Origin of the sequence: Paenibacillus sp. NPDC056579 (genome assembly GCF_042793215.1) — a bacterium.
Taxonomy (GTDB): Bacteria; Bacillota; Bacilli; order Paenibacillales; family NBRC-103111; genus Paenibacillus_S.
The window spans coordinates 212,957-232,887 of the sequence record NZ_JBHTVD010000008.1 but is presented as its reverse complement, the minus strand read 5'-3'; the positions used below and the strand labels follow the sequence as shown (position 1 = coordinate 232,887).

Annotated in this window: 18 protein-coding genes; 13 read left to right on the top strand and 5 right to left on the bottom strand. The window is 53.6% G+C overall.

The features are described from left to right. Window positions 1-17: 17 nt before the first annotated feature. Window positions 18-1,478, bottom strand: coding sequence for a cardiolipin synthase (gene cls, locus ACFQ88_RS27820; protein ID WP_239630772.1), 1,461 nt, complete (start codon window positions 1,476-1,478; stop codon window positions 18-20). A 174-nt stretch (window positions 1,479-1,652) separates the two neighbouring features. Between cls and ACFQ88_RS27815 the strand changes: the two genes are divergently transcribed. Next, entirely contained in the window at window positions 1,653-2,000 is a 348-nt protein-coding gene (locus tag ACFQ88_RS27815; RefSeq protein ID WP_239630771.1) for a DUF3889 domain-containing protein, read from the top strand. Here ACFQ88_RS27815 and ACFQ88_RS27810 read toward each other — a convergent pair. After that, window positions 1,967-2,602 carry a DsbA family oxidoreductase gene (locus ACFQ88_RS27810; protein WP_379459312.1) on the bottom strand — a complete coding sequence of 212 codons (636 nt, stop codon included), beginning with the start codon at window positions 2,600-2,602 and terminating at the stop codon, window positions 1,967-1,969. The genes ACFQ88_RS27815 and ACFQ88_RS27810 overlap by 34 nt on opposite strands. A 280-nt stretch (window positions 2,603-2,882) precedes the next feature. On the opposite strand from ACFQ88_RS27810, the gene ACFQ88_RS27805 reads away from it, so the two are divergent. Together ACFQ88_RS27805 and ACFQ88_RS27800 are read left to right on the top strand one after the other, a co-directional pair. Next, on the top strand, window positions 2,883-3,569 hold the full coding sequence (locus ACFQ88_RS27805; RefSeq protein WP_239630769.1) for a 3D domain-containing protein: 687 nt from the start codon (window positions 2,883-2,885) through the stop codon (window positions 3,567-3,569). A 213-nt stretch (window positions 3,570-3,782) separates the two neighbouring features. After that, on the top strand, window positions 3,783-5,444 hold the full coding sequence (locus ACFQ88_RS27800) for a glutamine--tRNA ligase/YqeY domain fusion protein (RefSeq protein WP_379459309.1): 1,662 nt from the start codon (window positions 3,783-3,785) through the stop codon (window positions 5,442-5,444). Between the two features lie 368 nt (window positions 5,445-5,812). Here ACFQ88_RS27800 and ACFQ88_RS27795 read toward each other — a convergent pair whose 3' ends face one another. Further along, window positions 5,813-7,699 carry an FAD-dependent oxidoreductase gene (locus ACFQ88_RS27795; protein WP_379459307.1) on the bottom strand — a complete coding sequence of 629 codons (1,887 nt, stop codon included), beginning with the start codon at window positions 7,697-7,699 and terminating at the stop codon, window positions 5,813-5,815. 239 nt (window positions 7,700-7,938) lie between these two features. On the opposite strand from ACFQ88_RS27795, the gene ACFQ88_RS27790 reads away from it, so the two are divergent. Continuing rightward, window positions 7,939-9,717, top strand: a complete 1,779-nt coding sequence (locus tag ACFQ88_RS27790) for a 5'-nucleotidase C-terminal domain-containing protein (protein WP_379459305.1) — start codon at window positions 7,939-7,941, stop codon at window positions 9,715-9,717. Between the two features lie 223 nt (window positions 9,718-9,940). Continuing rightward, window positions 9,941-10,606 (top strand): MgtC/SapB family protein, encoded by a 666-nt coding sequence (locus ACFQ88_RS27785; RefSeq protein ID WP_239630765.1) that lies wholly within the window; start codon window positions 9,941-9,943, stop codon window positions 10,604-10,606. A gap of 55 nt (window positions 10,607-10,661) precedes the next feature. On the opposite strand, the gene ACFQ88_RS27780 is transcribed toward ACFQ88_RS27785, so the two are convergent. Together ACFQ88_RS27780 and ACFQ88_RS27775 are read right to left on the bottom strand one after the other, a co-directional pair. Beyond that, window positions 10,662-11,117 carry a hypothetical protein gene (locus tag ACFQ88_RS27780; RefSeq protein WP_379459302.1) on the bottom strand — a complete coding sequence of 152 codons (456 nt, stop codon included), beginning with the start codon at window positions 11,115-11,117 and terminating at the stop codon, window positions 10,662-10,664. 11 nt (window positions 11,118-11,128) lie between these two features. Then, window positions 11,129-11,680, bottom strand: coding sequence for an NAD(P)H-dependent oxidoreductase (locus ACFQ88_RS27775; protein WP_239630763.1), 552 nt, complete (start codon window positions 11,678-11,680; stop codon window positions 11,129-11,131). Between the two features lie 157 nt (window positions 11,681-11,837). Here ACFQ88_RS27775 and ACFQ88_RS27770 point away from each other — a divergent pair, with 157 nt between their 5' ends. From ACFQ88_RS27770 to ACFQ88_RS27735, 8 genes are all read left to right on the top strand, one after another. After that, the gene (locus ACFQ88_RS27770; protein WP_239630762.1) at window positions 11,838-12,476 is read left to right on the top strand and encodes an HlyD family secretion protein; all 639 of its coding nucleotides are present in this window, start codon (window positions 11,838-11,840) and stop codon (window positions 12,474-12,476) included. 11 nt (window positions 12,477-12,487) lie between these two features. Continuing rightward, the gene (locus ACFQ88_RS27765) at window positions 12,488-14,041 is read left to right on the top strand and encodes a DHA2 family efflux MFS transporter permease subunit (protein WP_379459299.1); all 1,554 of its coding nucleotides are present in this window, start codon (window positions 12,488-12,490) and stop codon (window positions 14,039-14,041) included. 118 nt (window positions 14,042-14,159) lie between these two features. Next, complete coding sequence (locus tag ACFQ88_RS27760; RefSeq protein WP_239630760.1) at window positions 14,160-14,693, top strand: helix-turn-helix domain-containing protein; 534 nt, start codon at window positions 14,160-14,162, stop codon at window positions 14,691-14,693. 234 nt (window positions 14,694-14,927) lie between these two features. Then, the gene (locus ACFQ88_RS27755; RefSeq protein ID WP_379459296.1) at window positions 14,928-15,698 is read left to right on the top strand and encodes an IclR family transcriptional regulator; all 771 of its coding nucleotides are present in this window, start codon (window positions 14,928-14,930) and stop codon (window positions 15,696-15,698) included. Window positions 15,699-15,881: 183 nt separating this feature from the next. Next, a complete protein-coding gene (locus ACFQ88_RS27750) occupies window positions 15,882-16,817 on the top strand; it encodes a nucleoside hydrolase (RefSeq protein WP_379459294.1) in 936 nt (311 codons plus the stop codon). A gap of 17 nt (window positions 16,818-16,834) precedes the next feature. Beyond that, window positions 16,835-17,761, top strand: a complete 927-nt coding sequence (locus ACFQ88_RS27745; RefSeq protein WP_379459292.1) for a carbohydrate ABC transporter permease — start codon at window positions 16,835-16,837, stop codon at window positions 17,759-17,761. A gap of 18 nt (window positions 17,762-17,779) precedes the next feature. After that, on the top strand, window positions 17,780-19,054 hold the full coding sequence (locus ACFQ88_RS27740; RefSeq protein WP_239630756.1) for an ABC transporter substrate-binding protein: 1,275 nt from the start codon (window positions 17,780-17,782) through the stop codon (window positions 19,052-19,054). Between the two features lie 37 nt (window positions 19,055-19,091). Next, a complete protein-coding gene (locus ACFQ88_RS27735; protein ID WP_239630755.1) occupies window positions 19,092-19,910 on the top strand; it encodes a carbohydrate ABC transporter permease in 819 nt (272 codons plus the stop codon). Window positions 19,911-19,931: the final 21 nt, after the last annotated feature.

The following is a 19,931-nucleotide window of genomic DNA, read 5'->3' as shown; positions in this document are numbered from 1 at the left end:
GAAAAGGGTTGATTAGGTTACAAGATCGGCGAAAGCAGCCTCGCCATCGATTCCGCCATCCGCTTGTGCAGCCGACGTTTGCTGTACAGCTCCCAAGTCAGCAGCTTGCAGTGCCGGATATCCTGCTCGAAAATATGCTCCAGACGCGAAGCCACATCCGGATCAAACAAAAAGGCGTTTACTTCAAAGTTCAGCTCCAGGCTTCGGCGGTCCATATTCGCCGTCCCTACGGAAGCGGCCTGGCCGTCGACAACCATCGTCTTCGCATGGAGAAAGCCGTTGTCATACAGGTAGCAGCTGGCGCCGGCGCGCAGCAGCTCGCCCAAATAAGCAAGTGACGCCCAGTGGACGAGCCGGTGGTCGCCCTTTTTCGGAATCATGATCCGTACATCGATCCCCGACAGCGTGGCAATTTTCAACGCGTTCAGCACACTGTCGTCCGGAATGAAATACGGCGTCTGAATATAAATTCGCTTTTGCGCCTCGAAAATAAACTTGATATAGCCGTTCTTGATCTGCTGCGTCTCCGAGCTCGGTCCGCTCGATACGATTTGTACCGCGGTCGTAGCGGTTTCCCTAATATCCGGGAACAAGACCGGCTCTACGGTCGAATATTCGTTGGAGGCAATCCCCCAATCGAGCAGAAACTGCACCTGCAGCCGGTGAACGGCGTCCCCGTGCAGCATTAGATGCGTATCGCGCCAATAGCCGATATGTCGGTCTTTGCCCAAGTATTCGTCCCCGATGTTGAAGCCCCCGACGAACCCGACCTTCCCGTCGATGACGGCGATTTTCCGGTGATTACGGTAGTTGAGGCGGAAATTCAAGTAAGGGATTTTGGCCGGGAAAAAGGGAAACACCGCACCACCTGCAGCCCGCAGCGCAGCGAACATTTTCTGGTTGACGCCAAGCGACCCTATATCGTCATACAAAAGGCGGATCTTCACGCCCTCTCTCGCCTTGACCGTCAGCGCATGGATGAGTCGCCGCCCGGTCTCGTCGTTGCCCAGCTTATAGTAGAGCAAGTGTACGTGGCGCTTGGCTTGGCCGATTTCGCGCAGCAGCGCTTCGAACTTCTCGACCCCGTCGGTGAACAGCGTCACTTCGTTATTCTGCGTAAGAGGCGAATAGCCGCTGACCAGGTTCATATAAATCAGCCGGCGGTATTCCTGCACCGAAGGATCGTGGAAGGCAAACGTATTGCGCTGAAGGCTTTGGGCTTGCTCCTCCATCTCCTCTCTGACGCGCCTTTCCATCCGGGGTCGGATCCGGTACACCTTCTGCCGCGCTAAGTTTTGCCCAAGGAAAATATATAAAATAAAGCCCAAGATCGGCAGCAGCAGCAGCACCATGAGCCAAGCCCATGTGACGCCCACATTGCGCCTCTCCAAAAAAATAATCGCTACAGCGAAAACCAGGTTAATGACAGGAATCCAGTCATTAATGGTTTTCCATAAGCCTACCATCCACACAGGCATGAACCGCTCACTCCGATTCGATCGACTTCATCATTTATTTATGCTGACAACAACGCCTGAAAAAAGACAGAACTGCATGGTTCATGGTTCCTCATCAGGACATACGCAACATTTGGCTGCCGATGTGGCATACTAAACTATCTTTCTGTTCTCAAATAAGGGGGCTTTGATACTATGCGTATCCTTGTATGCCTGTTCATGATGCTGCTTGCTTTCAGTATGCCTGTCCGGCTGCACGCCGAACCGGCTTATGCCAAATGGGGCGCGCTAGCCGTACAAGAAACGAAGAAGAGGTACAACGCGGATATCATCGATTATTTGCATCTCGGGCGCAAGCCGATCAGTCCCGATATTTCCGAGGAGTCATTCCGGCTATGGCTGAAGGACCCCAGCGGAGAATTCGGCGTCATCGTCCGCATCCGCTTCCGCAACGATACGGAGGAAGTGCTCTCCATCCGCATGAACAAATTGAACCTGCCGTCGTTCTATCAGCCGTTCGATTTCTCTTCTGCGATTTTTTGAAGCACTTGCGTAAATACGCTCGGCGGCTGCGCTCCCGTCAGCGCATATTTGCCGTCGATAATAAAGAACGGCACGCCGGTTATTCCTACGTCGTGTCCATATGCCAGGTCCTGGGCAACCTCTTCCTCGCCCTCTCCGCCGGTCAATCTTTCACGAAGCCCCGCCGTCTCGATACCGGTTTCTTGCGCCAGTTCAAGCAGCACCTCCAGGCTTCCGATATCCCGGCCGTCTTCGAAATACGCTTTATTGATTGCTTCCAGCATGGACAGCTTGCTTTCCTGCGGCACGATTGCGATCAGACGGTGCGACATGCGGGTGTTGGGCATAAAGCCAACCTTGTCGAAATCAAACGCTAGTCCAGCGCCTTTTCCCGCTTCCGTCACCTGCGAGAACACCTGGCTCAGATCAACCTGACCGCCGAATTTCTTTTGCATCGTTTCCTTGAACGGAAGACCTTCGACCGGTATCGAAGCGTCCAGCATATACGCGCGGATGCTCAATTCAACCGGCTCCCCTGTCCATTCGCTCAAAGCCGTCAACATATTTTGCTTGCCTATTCGGCACCAAGGGCACACCGTATCGTGAAACAGCTCTATTCTCATTCAACTTATCCTCCCTGAGTTCGGACAGCCTGTTCGTGACGAATCGTCAACCCTCATCCCGATCCCATGCTGTGCTATCTACTCGTACTATACCGCATGGAAAGCTGCAGAACAACTTCCCGCGCCATCCTCCTCCCGTCTCCGGTTTCCCCGCCCTCTTTTAATGAATCGAACGATTGTTTTTCGTACCTAGGGTTTAGAATCTATCAAAATCGGTAAGTCTAGTACTAGCAATCGCGATTCTACTATTTTTTACGCAAGGTAAGGAGGTTACCGATCCATGTTCCGTAAACGTTTGAACATCGTTCTGCTTCTCCCTTCCATTTTGTTCGCAAGCCTGATGATGACTGCGGGGAAAGCGGAAGCCTACCACGTAATGGATGATTACGCCGACATGTCCGAATATTACTCGACAACGTACTATCCTGAGCAGGAGCCTGTGGTTCCGGAGACGGTGGAAGCCCCGCAGCCGATAGTCTATCAGGTCAACTCCGGGGACACTTTATACAAAATCGCCCGCGACTTCGGCATCTCCATAGCGGCTATTATGGCAGAAAACGGCATCACCGAAGCGCGTTATCTGTCCGTTGGCCAGCAGTTGACGATTCCATCGTCCGAAGCGGTTATTCCATTGCCCGACGGGCAGCAAAAGGTCGTCAAGCAGGTGCTCAGCTCCACTCTAACCGCCTATACGGCTGGCAAGGAATCTACGGGAAAAACCCCGTCCAGCCCCGCCTACGGCATTACCTACAGCGGCAGCAAGGCCGAGGAAGGCCGCACGATAGCCGTCGATCCTTCCGTTATCCCTATCGGCACGACCGTGTTTATTGACGGCATCGGCATCCGTACCGCTGAAGATACCGGTTCCGCCGTTAAAGGCGCGCGAATCGACGTGTTTATGGACGATCTGAAGCAAGCCGTCAACTTCGGGGTGAAAAAGAACGTGAAAGTCTACGTGCTATCCTAGCCCGCGTTCCGCAGCGCACTAATTGGTTATGTCCCCTGTCCGGTGTATATGAGCCGTACGGGGGATTTTTTTGCGCTGGGCACTTGCATCCCTCCCCTCCAGACCGCCGAAATCCTGCCGGTACTCAAAAAAATCATAGTTTAAGAGGCGGAACCATTATATTTCCATGCAATTTTGTGTATTATATTAAGATAAACTATAACGAAAGAAAGGTTGATTCTGTTGGAAACCTCGTCTGCATCATCTCATTTCATCAAAAACATTGTCATTGAAGACTTAAAATCCGGCAAAGTCGACCAGATTGTTACCCGCTTTCCTCCGGAACCGAACGGCTACCTGCACATCGGCCATGCCAAATCGATCCTGCTGAACTTTGAATTGGCGGACGAATTTAAAGGCAGAACCAATCTCCGTTTCGACGATACGAATCCGTTAAAAGAAGATACCGAGTACGTGGAAGCGATCAAAGAAGACGTCGCCTGGCTCGGCTACGAATGGGACGGGCTGTTCTTTGCTTCGAACTATTTCGAGGAAATGTACAGCCGCGCCGTGCTGCTGATCAAGAAGGGCCTGGCGTTCGTAGACGATTTGTCCGCCGACGAAATCCGCTTGACCCGCGGTACGCTGACCCAGCCGGGACAAGACAGCCCTCACCGCAACCGCTCCATTGAGGAGAACCTCGATCTGTTCGCGCGGATGCGCAACGGCGAGTTCAAGGACGGGGAAAAGGTGCTGCGCGCCAAAATCGACATGAGCTCCCCTAACATCAATATGCGTGACCCTGTCATTTACCGTATCTCCCACGCGACGCATCACAACACCGGCGACAAATGGTGTATCTATCCGATGTACGCGTTCGCTCACCCGTTGGAGGATGCTATCGAAGGCGTGACCCATTCCATCTGTACGCTGGAGTTCGAAGACCAGCGTCCGTTCTACGATTGGGTGGTAGCCGAATGCGAAATGGAGCATCAGCCTAGACAATACGAGTTCGCCCGTTTGAATATTACGAATACCGTCATGAGCAAGCGCTTCTTGAAGCAGCTGGTTGACAATAAAATCGTTGATGCTTGGGACGATCCGCGGATGCCGACGATCAGCGGGTTGCGCCGCAAAGGCTATACGCCGGAAGCGATTCGCAACTTCGTGCGCGAAACCGGCGTCGCCAAGAGCTACAGCGTTGCCGATGAGCGGATGCTGGAGCATTTTATCCGTGAAGATTTGAAGCTGAAGGCTCCTCGTACGATGGCCGTATTGCGCCCGCTTAAGGTCGTCATTACGAACTATCCTGAGGATCAAGTGGAAATGCTCGATGCAGAGATCAATCCGGAAAATCCGGAGATGGGCAACCGTCAAATTCCGTTCTCCCGCGAAATCTATATCGAGCAGGACGACTTCATGGAAAATCCGCCGAACAAATATTTCCGTTTGTTCCCCGGCAATGAAGTGCGCCTGAAGAACGCGTATTTCATCAAGTGCAACGATTTCATCAAAGATGCCGACGGCAACGTGGTGGAAATCCACTGCACCTACGATCCGGAGACGAAGAGCGGCAGCGGCTTCACCGGACGCAAGGTCAAAGGAACGATCCACTGGGTCGATGCCAAGCATGCGCTCCCGGCGGAATTCCGCTTGTTCGAGCCGCTCATCCTCGATGAGGAGAAAGGCGACAGCGACAACTTCCTGGAGCATATCAACCCGAATTCTCTCGAAGTCGTTCACGGCTTCGTCGAGCCGAACATGAAGGATGCGCAAGCGCAGGACAAGTACCAAATATTCCGCCACGGCTACTTTAATGTGGATTCCCGACTGAGCAAGCCGGACCGTCTTGTATACAATCGAATCGTCTCGCTGAAAAGCTCGTTTGAGCTGTAAGGCTCGGGCGGCAAGAAAAGAAAAAAATCCAGTACCTTCACGGTACTGGATTTTTTTGTCCTGCAAGAAGACCCTTGCGTTCAGTAGGCTAGTGCAGTGACCCGCCTCCTGTTCATGGACTCGGAGGAGATCTATCGGATCGAAGATCCGCTTTTCCTTGGAATGATGCTGCTTTTGCAGTGCGATTGGACTGAGAGTCCGCTATTTGCCTATTTTTCATACGAAAATCGCGTATTGGGGCGAAATAAAGGATCTACGGTCCGATCACTCTCGAAAAAGCACTGTTTTTGGTAGAATAACGGAACTACGGTCCGAATCGACACAACAGCGCTTATATTTTGAGCAACACAAGCGATCGCCTATAGCCTCTAGGGACGGAACGCTTTATGAGCCGTCAGCACATGGTCCGCTTCGTTCCACTGCCACTGGTACCCGAGCGCATCGGCTACCCAAGCCCATTCCGTCAGCACAAAATTGTTCAATATGTGCACCGGCGGCTGCTCAATTACCCTCATACGCCCTTCCTCCGTATACGTGATCCGCTTCGCTACCGGGTCATATTTCGCATCCTCTATCCCGAGCGCTCGAAAGGTTTGGGTGAGCGGAACCCAAGGCATCCCGCGGATGACCAGCGGCTTGATTCCCCGGAAAGGAAGCTCCCTGCCGTCCGCATAAATCCGGGTAAAAGGCAGATGCTTCGCTACCGTATTTCCCGGCAGCAGCGTCAATGCACCCGCATCGAGGCTCCGCTTCTCCTCCTCGGACAAGTGGGCGATTTTGTTGGCGGCCTTCTGCGGCTTGAGCTGCACGCCGTATCGGCTCTCCATCCGGTTATGAAGCCGCTCCATATCTTCCTTGTCCGCAGACTTCAGGCTTCTCCCCTGCATCTGAGCCATCAGCACGCCGATGGATTCGGCCGCGATAGCGCCGTTCGGCTGGATCCTCGTGCTGCCGTAAGCAACCGCGGAGGAGCCGACCAGCTTGCCGGCCGTCACGACATTGTCGTACGGCTTCAGCAGGTAGCTGCCGAGCGGGATGCCGTATTTGTCCGGACGCCCGATGGCAAGCCCTTCCCGATTCGAGCGGGAGCCCTGAATATCGAGGAAATAACCGCCGATACTGACGTTATCCCAGAACATCCGCCCGCTCATAATATCGGACGCCTGCATGACGTATTCCGTCGGGTAATGGTTGTACTCTCTTATATATAGGTAGGCCGGTTCCCCGTTCAGTTCCAAATTCTCGAAGCCGACGATATGCTTGCGCAAATGATCGCGGATATACGGCATTTCTTCTCTCGTCAGCCGCATTCCCCGCTGGACCGTGTCCTCTTGGCTCGGATCGACGCCGTAAACCTGCAAGGCGTTGATGACAATCTCTCCATTGCCTTGATTCAAAATATTAAGTCCCCGCAAATTCAGCCATTCCTTGTTTCTTAGCTCGTAAGCCGACACAATCGGCGGAAAACCGTAAGCAATATTCGCATCAACGTACGTTTCCGGCCCGTACAGGTGCTCCCGCTGCGCCTTGCCTATACTCCAGAAGTGGCTGTAAAACTTATGCCAATCGACGCCTTTGAACTTCATCATGTAGGTCGCGCTCATATATTCCCGTTCCTTCGACCCGTAAAGCGCTTCCAATCCTTGGAAGGGTTCTACCTTCAAAGTGCGGATAAGGGAGGCGTCATCCGAGTTATCGACGACGTAATCCGGTCGTACGGATCGTTTCTTCCCGTTCCGGTTCACATATTGAAGCTCCACGACTTTTCCGCTCTCGGTCTGCACATCCTCCAGAACGACGGACTTCTCCAGCGGAATCCGGTCGACCAGCCGATGAAAATATCCGGCGAAATCGGCCTTTCTCCGAATATCCCCGCGCTCGTATTGCCGGAACAGCTCCTTCATCCCGCCTTGAGCCAACGGTTGTCCCTGATCGTCGTAAGTCCCGTCCAGGTAAAGCATCTCTCCCTGCAGCAGCTGGCCGCCGAGGCCCGCTTTCGTCTCCAGGATGAGCACGTCAAGACCTTCCTGCTTCGCTCTTTGCGCCAAATACATCCCTTCCAGCTCCGTGCCGACAACGACGACCTCCGGGGTATAGCTGAAATTCGGATTCAACGTAAAGCTTCCGTCGCTGTCCCGATGCAGCCCGAAATAGCCCAGCACAGCGATGGCTCCTCCCGCAACTCCGAGCGCAGCGCCCATTCCTAGCATGTGCTTAATGTTTCTGGGTGTCTCTATCCATCTTTTCAGATTCAAATTGGCTGTCACCGTTCCCCCGGATTTCGTGTGAAATACAATCAAATCCTAACGGATTTTCGGCTGGATTTCAATCGTTTTCTTAAGCTCAGCCCGCCCCCCGCCTAGCTCGGCAGCCTTGAGCGCGAATGCGCCGCCCTTTTCATATTTTATGAATGTTTACCGTATTTTAATACAAGAAGGTCTGTCCCTTAACACTCCCTTGATACAATGCAATGGATATTGAACAAGGAGGGATTATGTCAAGTATGCTTAAAAGAAGCGCATGGCTTTCTACGATGTTGGGGCTGCTGCTTGGAGCGGCGACAGTAATGCCCGCGGCGGCTGCCGATACGACCGGTACGACGGCCGGAACAACGAAAACCATCACGATCCTGCACACCAATGACATCCACAGCCGGGTAGAGGAAAGCACAGATTCCATCGGCTACGCCAAGCTGGCCACGATCATCCGTGAGCAAAAGGCAGCCAACCCGAACACCCTTGTACTCGACGCCGGAGATACGTTCCACGGCCAGACGATCGCCAATCTCGTACGTGGGGAAAGCATCGTCAAAATTATGAATACCATCGGCTACGACGCCATGGCTCCGGGCAATCATGATTTCAATTACGGCAGCGACCGGCTGGTCGAACTGAGCGGAATGACCAAATTTCCCGTCCTCAGCGCCAACGTAAAGAAAGCGGACGGCTCTCGCCTGCTTAAACCGTACATCATTAAGGAAGTGGGCGGCGTTAAGGTAGGCATCTTCGGCTTGACGACGCCGGAGACCGCTTACAAGACGCACCCGAACAATGTCAAAGGCATTACGTTCGCCGATCCGGCGGCAGAGGCGAAAGCCGTAGTGGCCGAGCTGAAGGACAAGGCCGATATCGTCATAGCCCTCGCTCATCTCGGAGTCGACAAGTCCAGCGTAGATACGAGCATTAAGGTAGCCGAGCAGGTTCCCGGCATCGACGTTATTATTGACGGACACAGCCACACCGTGCTGGAAAAAGGCATGAACGTAGGCAGCGTGCTTATTGCGCAGACAGGCGAGTACAGCAAAAATATCGGCAAGGTGGAGCTAACGCTTGACGGAACCAAGCTGAAAAGCAAGACGGCCAGCCTTACGATGAGACCGGCAGCCAATACGATCCAGGCCGACCCGGCCGTCCTGTCCATTATCGATGAGGTGAAAAAGAGCCAGGATACCGTTCTGTCGCAGGTTGTCGGCTCTACATCCGTGAAGCTCATAGGTGAACGTGAGGTCGTTCGCGTCGGAGAATCGAATTTGGGCAACCTGATTACCGATGCGATGCTCGATGAGACGGGGGCCGATGTCGCCTTAACGAACGGCGGAGGCATTCGCGCTTCCATTGAAGCCGGTCCGATCACCAAAGGACAGGTCATCACCGTACTTCCGTTCGGGAACTACATCCAGACGAAGAAGGTGAAGGGGTCCGATATCGTCGCCGCTCTCGAGCTCGGCGTATCCAGCTATCCGGAGCCGCTTGGGGGCTTTCCTCATGTAGGCGGCCTCACCTTCGTCTTGGATCCGAGCGAGGCAAAAGGACAGCGTGTCAGCGAAGTCATGGTAAAGGGAGCTCCTCTTGACCCTCAAAAAGAATATTTGCTTGCCACTAACGACTTCATGGCCGCCGGAGGCGACCAATATACGATGTTCCAAAATTACCCTATCGCCAACGATTTCTCTTCGCTGGAAGAATCGGTGATCGCGTATTTGCAGAAAAAAGGCGCTGTGGAGCCAAAAACGGAAGGCCGCATTACCGTTAAGACAGGCACAGCTGCGGCTCCTACGCCATCCGCTCCGGCTCCAGCACCGGCTCAAACACCTGCACCTGCACCGGCCGTGACTGCCCCTGCATCCTCCGTCTATGTCGTGAAAAGCGGCGATTCCTTGTGGAAGATCGCCAAGCAATATCGCACTACATGGCAGCACCTGCAGCAGCTGAACCGGTTGGCGAATCCTAATCTTATTTTCCCGGGACAGGAACTAATCGTTCCCGTTAGCTAACGTACTCGTATCCCCCACCCCGCTACTACTATGAACAGTCTTACCGGAGATCCCCTCTTCGGTTAAGACTGTTTTTATTATTTGTAAATATTTACCTGTTATTGCCCGCCTGCTATGGTACTATAATGAAACACCATTTACCCCTATCCCATGCATTACCACTACACACTGTTGGTAACGCATTCATTATATGGACACTATAACTGGCAAGGAAGGTGGTCTTATGGAATTTGATTATTTGATTCGGGTTTTGCTGGCGGGCATCTGCGGCGCACTTATCGGCTATGAGCGTAAAAACCGGATGAAGGAGGCAGGAATCCGTACCCATTTTGTCGTAGCCGTCGGTGCATCCATGATGATGATCGTCTCCAAATACGGATTTCAGGATCAGATCGGTTGGCACAACTTATCGCTCGACCCGTCCCGGATCGCGGCACAGGTAGTTAGCGGGGTCGGTTTCCTTGGTGCTGGAATGATCTTTATGCAGAAGCAAACGGTAAAAGGACTGACTACGGCTGCCGGCATCTGGGCTACCGCAGGAATGGGAATGGCCATAGGCTCCGGACTGTACTGGCTCGGGGGCGGCGTCACGCTGATCATTTTGCTGGCGCAAATGGTGCTGCACGGCCGTTTCAACTGGCTTGCCTCGCCCAAAACCGAGCAGGTGACGATTCGGATCACCGATGAGCCCGGCAGCATCGAGCAGGTTCTTCAGCGCCTCAAGGAGAAGAACATCACCATGCTTCGGTTTCACGCCGAAGGTACGGACAAAGAAGCGTCCGACATCGTGCTGGAGCTGGTCGTTAAGCTTCCGGCTGCCATGGGAGCAGACTCGCTCGCCTCCATCATTCAGGATATTCCTGCTATTAAATCCGTTGAAGTTCAATAGAGTATCCAACGCAAAAACCCGGCTTGCTGGCGTCTCGCCCTGCAAGCCGGGTTTTTCAATCCTTGTTTTGGATGGACCGCAGCGCATCCCGGAATTGCTGATCCTTCGACAGGTTCGGCGGAGGCTCCTCCAGCTTCTCTTCTTCTTGATCCGGATTGGCGCTGCCGAAGTTTCGCAAGGCCTCACGATAATCATGGTCGCTGTGCCTTCTGGCTTCTTTTCCCGTAGTCCGGGTACGGGAGACGGTCTCCTCCGCTGCACTTTCTTTAGTCGGAGCAGCGGCCAGCGATTCGGAGGCGTTCGCCTCAATCGCGGGTCTAGCTTCCGCTTCTGCCATGCCGTCCGGACCGGCTGCTGCCTCCGTCTTATCCTTTACTGCCGCCGGGTTGTCCGCCGGCTGCGAAGCGGCCGCCCGCTCCGCCTTCTTCCGGCTGGAATCGACCCGGATATTATAAATAATGAGAAACGCGAGCCCGACAACAGCAATAGCTGCAAAGATGATATATTGCATAAGAGATCGTCCTATCTCTGGTTATTTGACTGCATTTTGCCGGCAATCGTCGCGACCCGAAGGCCAAGCGCCCTTCCGAGAGCCAAATCGTTCTCCGATGGAAGGTTCGGCGGATCCTCGCGCGAGGCTTCTACAGGGCAGGTGACTCCGACGCCGTAGTACGAGCCGTACAGCGCATTTTCCGGGATATTGCCCGGCAATCCGACAATAATCATCCCTTGATGCAGCATCGGCGTAATCAGGTTCAGCATCGTCGCCTCAATCCCGCCGTGAACCGTTGCCGTCGTGCAAAATACGGCCCCTATTTTATCCATCAGCTTGCCCTGAGCCCACAAATAGCCCAGCTGGTCGATCCAGCTTTTCATCCCGGCGCTGATTGTTCCAAAGTGACCGGGACATCCCCATATGATGGCATCCATCCCGACGGTATCGTTAGGATTCGCCTCGCTGACATGATGATAATGAACTTCAGCTTGGGGGTGGCTTTTGGCTCCCTCATAAATGGACCGGGCCAGCGCCTCCGTATGCCCGTTCTCGCTGTCGTAAACGATGTAAATTTTCATGGCGGGTCCTCCTGTCCTTTCTTTCTTCATCAATTTTCCCCATTAAGCGCCAAAGTATGATTCCGGGGCAGCATCGCAGCCGATAGAAATTGTTGCATAAACGGCTAACCAACAGGAGAAAATGTGTACAGAAAATAGGACACTTGGAGGAATTGCCATGAGCAAAGTCATTTTGATCAACATCATCGTTCTGGTTCTTATCCTGGGAGGCGCCGGGGCTGCCATTTACTACTACAATCTGTCGATCAACTATGTGTCGACCGAGAACGCCAAGTTCGAAGGCCAGCCCGTCACCGTTGCCGCCGTGGCCTCAGGCCAGCTCGTCGAATGGAACGGACAAGTGGGCAAAGCTTACCGCTCCGGTGACCGGGTAGGCAGCATCCAGCCTGCGGGCGGAGCAGCCAAGGTCGACCTGACCGTGCCGATTGACGCTACCATCGTACAGCAGTCGATCGTTCCGAACTCGTTCGTCGCAACCGGAACTACGCTGGCGCGGGCTTTTGACCTGAATCATTTATGGGTCACTGCTAATATAGAGGAAACCAAAATCAACAACATCAAAGTCGGCCAAACTGTGGACGTTTATGCGGACGCCTTTCCCGGGACTACGCTGACGGGCCGTGTGGACAAAGTCGGACTTGCCACCGCAAGCTCCTTCTCTCTCTTGCCCAGCTCCAACACGAACGCGAACTATACGAAGGTGACCCAGGTCATTCCCGTAACCATAACTTTGGATGGATATAACGGTTTGGCTATCGTTCCCGGAATGAACGTTTCCGTACGAATTCATCTATAAAGGGGGCCGTCATGGAGAACATATCCGTTGGCAAGACGCTCACGGTGCTCATGGCCGGGGCGTTCGTGGCCATTTTGAATCAAACGCTCATCAATGTGGCGATCCCTCATATGATGAACGATTTCAATGTCTCCGCCACAACGATTCAATGGCTGTCGACCGCTTATATGCTAGTCAACGGCGTCCTGATTCCGATTACAGCCTATCTCATTGAAAGCTACGGGACCCGGTCGCTGTTCCTATTCGCCATGCTTTCGTTCACCGTCGGGGCACTCATCTGCGGCATTGCGCCGAACTTCTCCATCATGCTCCTCGGCCGGATTATCCAGGCGATCGGAGCCGGCGTGCTGATGCCTATGATCACGAATGTGTTTCTCGCTGTCTTTCCCCCGGAAAAACGCGGTGCCGCGATGGGAACGATGGGAATCGTCATGATCTTCGCTCCCGCCATCGGCCCGACGGTTGCCGGCTGGGTCGTGCAAAATTACACCTGGCGCATCCTGTTCTATGCGATGATTCCCTTAGGTGTGATCGATATTTTACTCGCCATCAAATGGCTGCGTAACGTTACGAAGCTGACGTACCCTTCCCTGGATACGTCGGGGGCCATTTTCTCCACCATCGGCTTCGGCGCCCTGCTCTTCGGCTTCAGCGAGGCGGGCAGCAGAGGCTGGTCGGACCTTCTAGTCGTCTGCAGCTTCATCATCGGAGTGCTGTTCCTCCTCCTCTTTATCTGGAGAGAACTGACCGCGAAGCAGCCGCTGCTGAATCTAAGCGTGTTTAAATATGACGTATTCACGATGAGCACGATTATCGGCGCCGCCGTCAATATGGCGATGCTCGGGGCGATGATTTTGCTGCCGATCTACCTGCAAAATATCCGCGGCTTCACGCCGCTGCAATCCGGCCTCCTGCTCTTGCCGGGCGCGCTGGTCATGGGCGTCATGTCGCCGATCTCCGGCGCCTTGTTCGACCGGATTGGAGCTCGGCCCCTCGCCATTGCCGGGCTGATTATCACTGCTATCACTACGCTCGAATTCAGCAAGCTGACGAGCGATTCCACTTACAATCACATCATGCTGCTATACACCGTGCGCATGTTCGGCATGTCCCTGCTGATGATGACCGTGCAGACGGCAGGCTTGAACCAGCTGCCGAGAACCCTGGGCAGCCATGGAACGGCGATGTCCAATACGACGCGGCAGGTCGCCGGCTCCATCGGTACGGCGCTCCTCGTCACCGTCATGTCGAGCCGCACGACTATTCATATGGCCGACTATTCGACCCAGCTTACGGCGGCGAACACGCTAGTTGCCGACAATATCAATCAGTTCGGCTTGCAGCTGGCTGAAGCCTCGGGCCAAGCGGCTCAGGCAGGCGGTACTCTGGCCATCCAGACGCTGTTCTCGTTGGCCACGGTGCAATCGACCATTAACGGCATCAACGACTCCTTTTTGGTCGCTACGCTAATTACTTTGATCGGGTTGTTCTTCGCTTTCTTCCTGAGAAGGGCCAAGCCCGCCGAATCTCCGCAAGAAAAGCCGGTCGAAATTCTGCAGGAATAAAGGCTATCTTTGCTTTGCAAATCCGCCCCCGATTCGATAAGATGAGAGCAGCACTTTAACTCGATTCGGGGGTCTGCATCCGCATTCTCCTTGGTCGCGAACAAATGGAGTTGGAATCATGGAGATTGGAGCAACGATACGGACCATACGCAAAAAGAGAGGCATCACGATCGGACAGCTATGCGAAGCGACCGGACTGTCCCAAGGATTTATGAGCCTCGTCGAAAACAACAAAACGTCGCCCTCGCTGGCCACGCTGGATTCTATAGCTAATGTTTTGCAGGTTCCGCTCGCCTTTCTCTTGCTGAAGCAGGAGGAGCGCATGAAAGTGGTGCGCAAGGACGAGAGATCGTTCAGCATGTACAAGGATCAGCTGAAGGTCGAGCATTTGAGCGAAGAAGGCGGCCTACGGCTGATGATGATCGAGATTCCGGCCGGCATGCCGGACAACGGTGAGAGCGTCCACGAAGGCGTGGAGTGCCATATGGTGCTGAAAGGAAAAGTCAGCGTCTCTCAAGGGGAAGACGAATATACGCTGGAGGAAGGGGACACCTTTTCGTGGCAGGCGTGCGTCCCCCATAAAGTTACCAATATCGGGGAAGAATCGGCGGTTATTCTCATTGCGAGCTTCAATGAAAGCAGGACATTATAAAGCTTCTTGTGGACTAAAAGCTACAGCCTCCCTATGCGAGGCAACAGCCCTAAAAGAAACGTGCTTGGCTTACCATCCGACTACGGTCTCCTTTAGAAGGAGCGCCGTAGTTTTTTTCTTGATGAAAATTTCCATGAAAGTGATTGCGTTCGACATAAAATGAGATATAATGAAATTGAGTTTTTACAATAAAAGAACACCGTTCTTATTTGCGGAACGAAAGGTAACATTTCGATGGAAAATAACGTGAAGAAAACCGCTGTATTAGAAACCGGGGACCGCATTTTACGATTGCTCGAATGCTTCACCGCAGACAAGCCCGAATGGGGGGTTACCGAGCTTAGCGAGCAATTGGGCTTGTACAAAAGCGTCGTTCACCGGATGCTGGTCACCTTAGAGCATCGCGGCTTTGTCAGCAAGAGTCCGGTCACGCAAAAATACTCGCTCGGCATCAAGCTGTTCGAGCTGGGAACGATCGTCGCCAACCGGATGAGTCTGCGAACGGTCGCCAAGCCGATCATGGAGGATTTGTGCGCAAGCACCGGCGAAACCGTCATGCTCATGATCGTCGACGGACTCGAGGGCATATGTATTGAAAAGGTCGAAAGTCCGCAGAGTGTGCGATACACGTCGCCTCTCGGTAAAAGAGTGTCCTTGCATGCAGGGGCCACTACCAAGATATTACTCGCTAACCTTTCGCCCGACAAGATTAACAAAATTATATCCAGTGGTTTGCAAAAGTATACGGAATATACCATCGTAGACCCGTCGGAGCTGCTCGATCATCTGCAGACGATTAGAGAGCAGGGGTACTGTATCTCCTCGAACGACTTCTCGCTCGGTGGCATGGGGATCGCCGTTCCTATTAGAGACCATACAGGCGAAGTGATAGCCGGCTTGTCGATATCGGGACTCGAGTTCCGGATGAGCAAAATTACGGATCAGCTGCTGCAGCAATGCCAGAACGCGGCGGAGCTTATATCCAATAGACTCGGCGGAGTCTAATTTTTTTAATCATCTAAGAGAACGATGTCCCGCATATAAGAACACAACTCTCGTCATGTAATGCAAAAGGAACATCTCTATGCATTTGCATTCGGATTCGGATGGAACACTATTCATACCGTACAAAAAGGATGCCGGTATCTACTCTACAACTATAAGACGGCAGCGAAGGAGGATATCTTGGTGGGCAAAGTGATTTTGGATATGGATACGGGCATCGACGATGCCTTGGCAATCGCCTATGCTGCGGCATCGCCTGAGCTCGAGCTGCTTGGCGTCACGACGACATACGGCATGGCTCCGGTCGATGACTCCGTACGTAACACGCTGCTCGTACTGGAGCAGCTGAAGTGCGACGCGCCGGTATTCCGCGGTGCGGAACAGCCGCTCGTGCGAAGCCGCGCCTACAGCGGCAAGTTCCACGGCAACGACGGGCTCGGTGACGTCCCCCGCCGCGAGCCGAAGCGGACCGCCGACGGCACGCACGCCGTCGACTTCATTATCGAGCAATCGCGCAAGTACGGCCGCGATTTGACGCTCGTGACCACAGCGCCGCTCACGAACCTGGCGCTGGCGATCCGGAAGGCGCCCGACATTGTCGGCAAGCTCGGGCGCGTCGTAACGATGGGCGGCGCGGTCGCCACGCCCGGCAACGTCACGAAGTTCGCAGAGGCGAACATCATCATCGACCCTCATGCGGCCCACATCGTCTTCTCCTCCGAGCTGCCGATCACACTGGTCGGGCTCGATGTGACGAGAAAGACCGTGCTGCGGCAAGAGGCCGTAGCGATGTGGCGGGAGAAGAACACGGAGAGCAGCGTCTTCTTCGCAAGCTTTACGGAGTACTACATGCAGGCTTACAAGCAATACCATCCGTATTTGCAAGGCTGTGCGCTGCACGATCCTCTGGCCGTCGGCGTAGCCGCTCATCCGGATCTGGTGGCGACCGTGCCGATGCATATTACCGTCGATCTGGACGACGATGCGTTAGGCCGCACGGTCGAGGATATTCGCCGGGTATCTCCCGGCGGTCCGAACACGCAGGTGTGCATGGAAGTGGATGCAGACCGGTTTGTCTCCGAATTTCTCGATCGGGTCGACCAAGCATTCAGCAGATAAAAGGAGGACAACCCCGCATGAGCAAGCATGGCAAGACCCCCGGGCATACGGGCTGGGTGAATCGCTTTGACCGGCTGTCGGATTCGGCTGCGGCCGGCATTTATTTAACGCCGACGTATATTTTGCTGGCCATGACCATCTTGTTTCCGATGGCGTACGCCTTGTTTCTTTCATTTACGAAAATGGATTTCGCCGCAGGCCGCGCCCATTTCACCTTCATCGGCCTCGATAATTATGCGTTGCTGCTGCAGGATTTGCGCATTCCGAACGTGCTGCTGCAAACGTTTCTTTTTACGGCGGCTAAAGTCGTTGGAACGCTGGTTATCGCCTTTGGCATCGCTCTCACTATTTTTCACGGCATATGGGGCGGCGAATTTTTCAAAAAAATATTTCTCATCCCGTGGGCATTGTCGAATGTCGTCAACGGCCTCATGTGGAAATGGATGTACAACGGCAACAACGGGATCATTAACGAGCTGATGCTGAAGCTGGGTCTGATCGACGAGTATAAATCGTGGCTGGCCGAAGGCTCGACGGCGCTCGGTGCGGTCATTGTCGCGGACATTTGGAAAAGCGTTCCTTTCGCGGCGCTCATCCTGCTGGCCGGTCTGCAGACGATCTCGAAGGAGCTGTATGACGCGGGCCAAGTGGACGGCGCAGGAACGATCCAGCGTTTTTTCCATATTACCCTCCCTTCTCTTCGGCCGGTCCTGATGGTGCTGTTCGTCATGGAGACGATGTGGGCTTTGCGCGCCTTCGACATCATTTGGGTGCTGACGCAAGGCGGTCCGCTGGATAAGACGATGGTGATCAACGTGTATGCATACGAGCAGGCCTTCCGCAATTTCGACATGGGCTACGGCTCGGCGCTGGCGTTTTTCATAACGCTTTGTACGCTGCTTTTTACGGCAGTTTACTTAAAAACCATAGGCAAAAACGATTAATCCAAGGGGGAAAGATTCATGGAAAAAAAACATGTGAGATGGATGAAAATGGGGGTTGTCGGCGCACTGTCCGCTTCGATGCTGGCGGCTTGTGGAGCGCCTGCCGATCAAGGCGGCCAAGCGGCTGGAGGAGCCGATAAGGAGAACAAGGAAATCACCGTCCTGTACTTGGACGAGCCGTTCTGGAAGCAGCAAAACGAAGAGTTTACGAAAGCTACGGGCATCAAGGTCAAGTACGAAACTGTGCCTTTCATGCAGCTGCACGATAAGGTGTTCGTGTCGTTCACGGCCGGCAGCAGCGAATACGATGTCGTGCACGTACGCGACGACTGGGCGACCGAATTTGCCTCCAAGGGCTTTCTGGAGCCATTGGACTCCTACGTCACCGACGATATGAAAAAACGGCTGAATCCGCAAACGATGGAAGCGATGTCCTACAAAGGGAAGCAGTATGCGATTCCCCGCTACGTGTGGCTGTGGCAGTTCTACTATAACAAGACGCTGATCCAAGATCCGCCGAAAACGTGGGATGAGCTGATCACGGCAGCCAAAAAAATCAATGCCGATAAAGTGTCCCCTTATGCGGAATCTTTGGGCGGGATCTTGTCCTACTCCAGCTTCATCGTGCATTTGCGCTCCAACGGCGGCGAATTCTGGGATTACCAGAACGACCGTCCGACCTTCAACAGTCCGGAAGGCGTAGCCGCTCTGCAACTGATGGCCGATATGAACTTAAAGCACAACATTATGAGCCCGCAATCGAAGGAATTTACGAGCTCCGGCGCCATGGCGGAAGTATTGACCCAAGGTACCATCGCCATGAACATGAACACTCCTCAGACGCTGCCGATGGCTAACGACAAGGAGAAATCAAAGGTCGTTGACCAAATGGGTGTAGCCCTTATTCCGGGCGCGAAGCTGAAAACCGCCTCCTACGGCGAAACCGGCGGTCTCGCGATTCCGTCTTCCTCGAAGAAAAAAGAGTGGGCCATGGAATACATCAAATTCGTAACCAATGCCGAGCAGCAGAAGAAAATGTCTCTCGCTAACGGCAAAATTCCAAGCGACGCCGAAGTCGTGAAGGATGCCGACTTGCAGGCCAAATACCCGCACTACAAACTGCTTCCGGAGCAAATGCAATATCCGTTCGGCTTGTTCCGTCATGAGCAGGCGACGAAAATTACGGACGAGCTGTCCCGCAATGTCTTGGCCGCCGTCCTCGGCAAAGTGACGCCAGAGCAGGCGCTGAAAGATGCCGAGCAAAAAATATTGGCCATGATCGGCAAAAAGTAATTTTGCCCAATTCTTACACGAGGGGATGTTTTTGAGCGTGAAGTACGCAAAAAAAGCGGTTCAGGTCCTGATCTCGATTGCTCTGATGATCTTTATCCTGTTTCCCATACTATGGCTGCTGCTATCGAGCTTCAAGCTGCCGCTTGATTTGTTCAGCAACCCTCCGAAGCTTTGGCCCAGCGAATGGACGTTCAAGTATTACCTTCAGCTGCTGCAGGAAAAATCGTTCACTTCCGCTATGCTGAACAGCTTGATCGTCTCGGGCTTTACGACCGCCATCTCCTTGTCGATAGGATCGCTTGGCGCTTATGCGTTCGCCCGGTTTCAGTTTCCGCGCAAAAACGCATTCTTTTTGACCGTGCTCGCATCGCAAATGCTTCCGCATATGGCTCTGCTTATTCCGCTGTTTATGATTATGCGGCTGACAGGCTTGCTGTATACGCATCAGGGCTTAATTTTGACTTATATCAGTTTTTCGCTTCCTTACGTCGTGTGGATGTTCCGCGCCTTTATCATCTCGATTCCTTACGAGATCGAAGAAGCCGCCAAGCTGGACGGCTGCTCCCGCATGCAGGTCATCCGTAAAATCGTACTGCCGCTCTCGATGGGCGGCCTGGTTACGACAGGCATTTTCGTGTTCATGGGAGCATGGAACGAATTTTTGTTTGCTAGCGCCATGACGAATATGAATGTGAAGACGTTGTCCGTCCGGATGGCCGAGTTTATAGGAGAAGACCGGGTCGCCTACGAGATCATGTTCCCGGCCGGAATTGTCGGCAGCTTGCCGGTGTTGCTTCTGGTTTTGTTCTTTCAGAAGTTTATCGTCAGGGGCTTGACCGAAGGCGGCGTAAAATGATGCAACCAGAGAGAAAAAAGG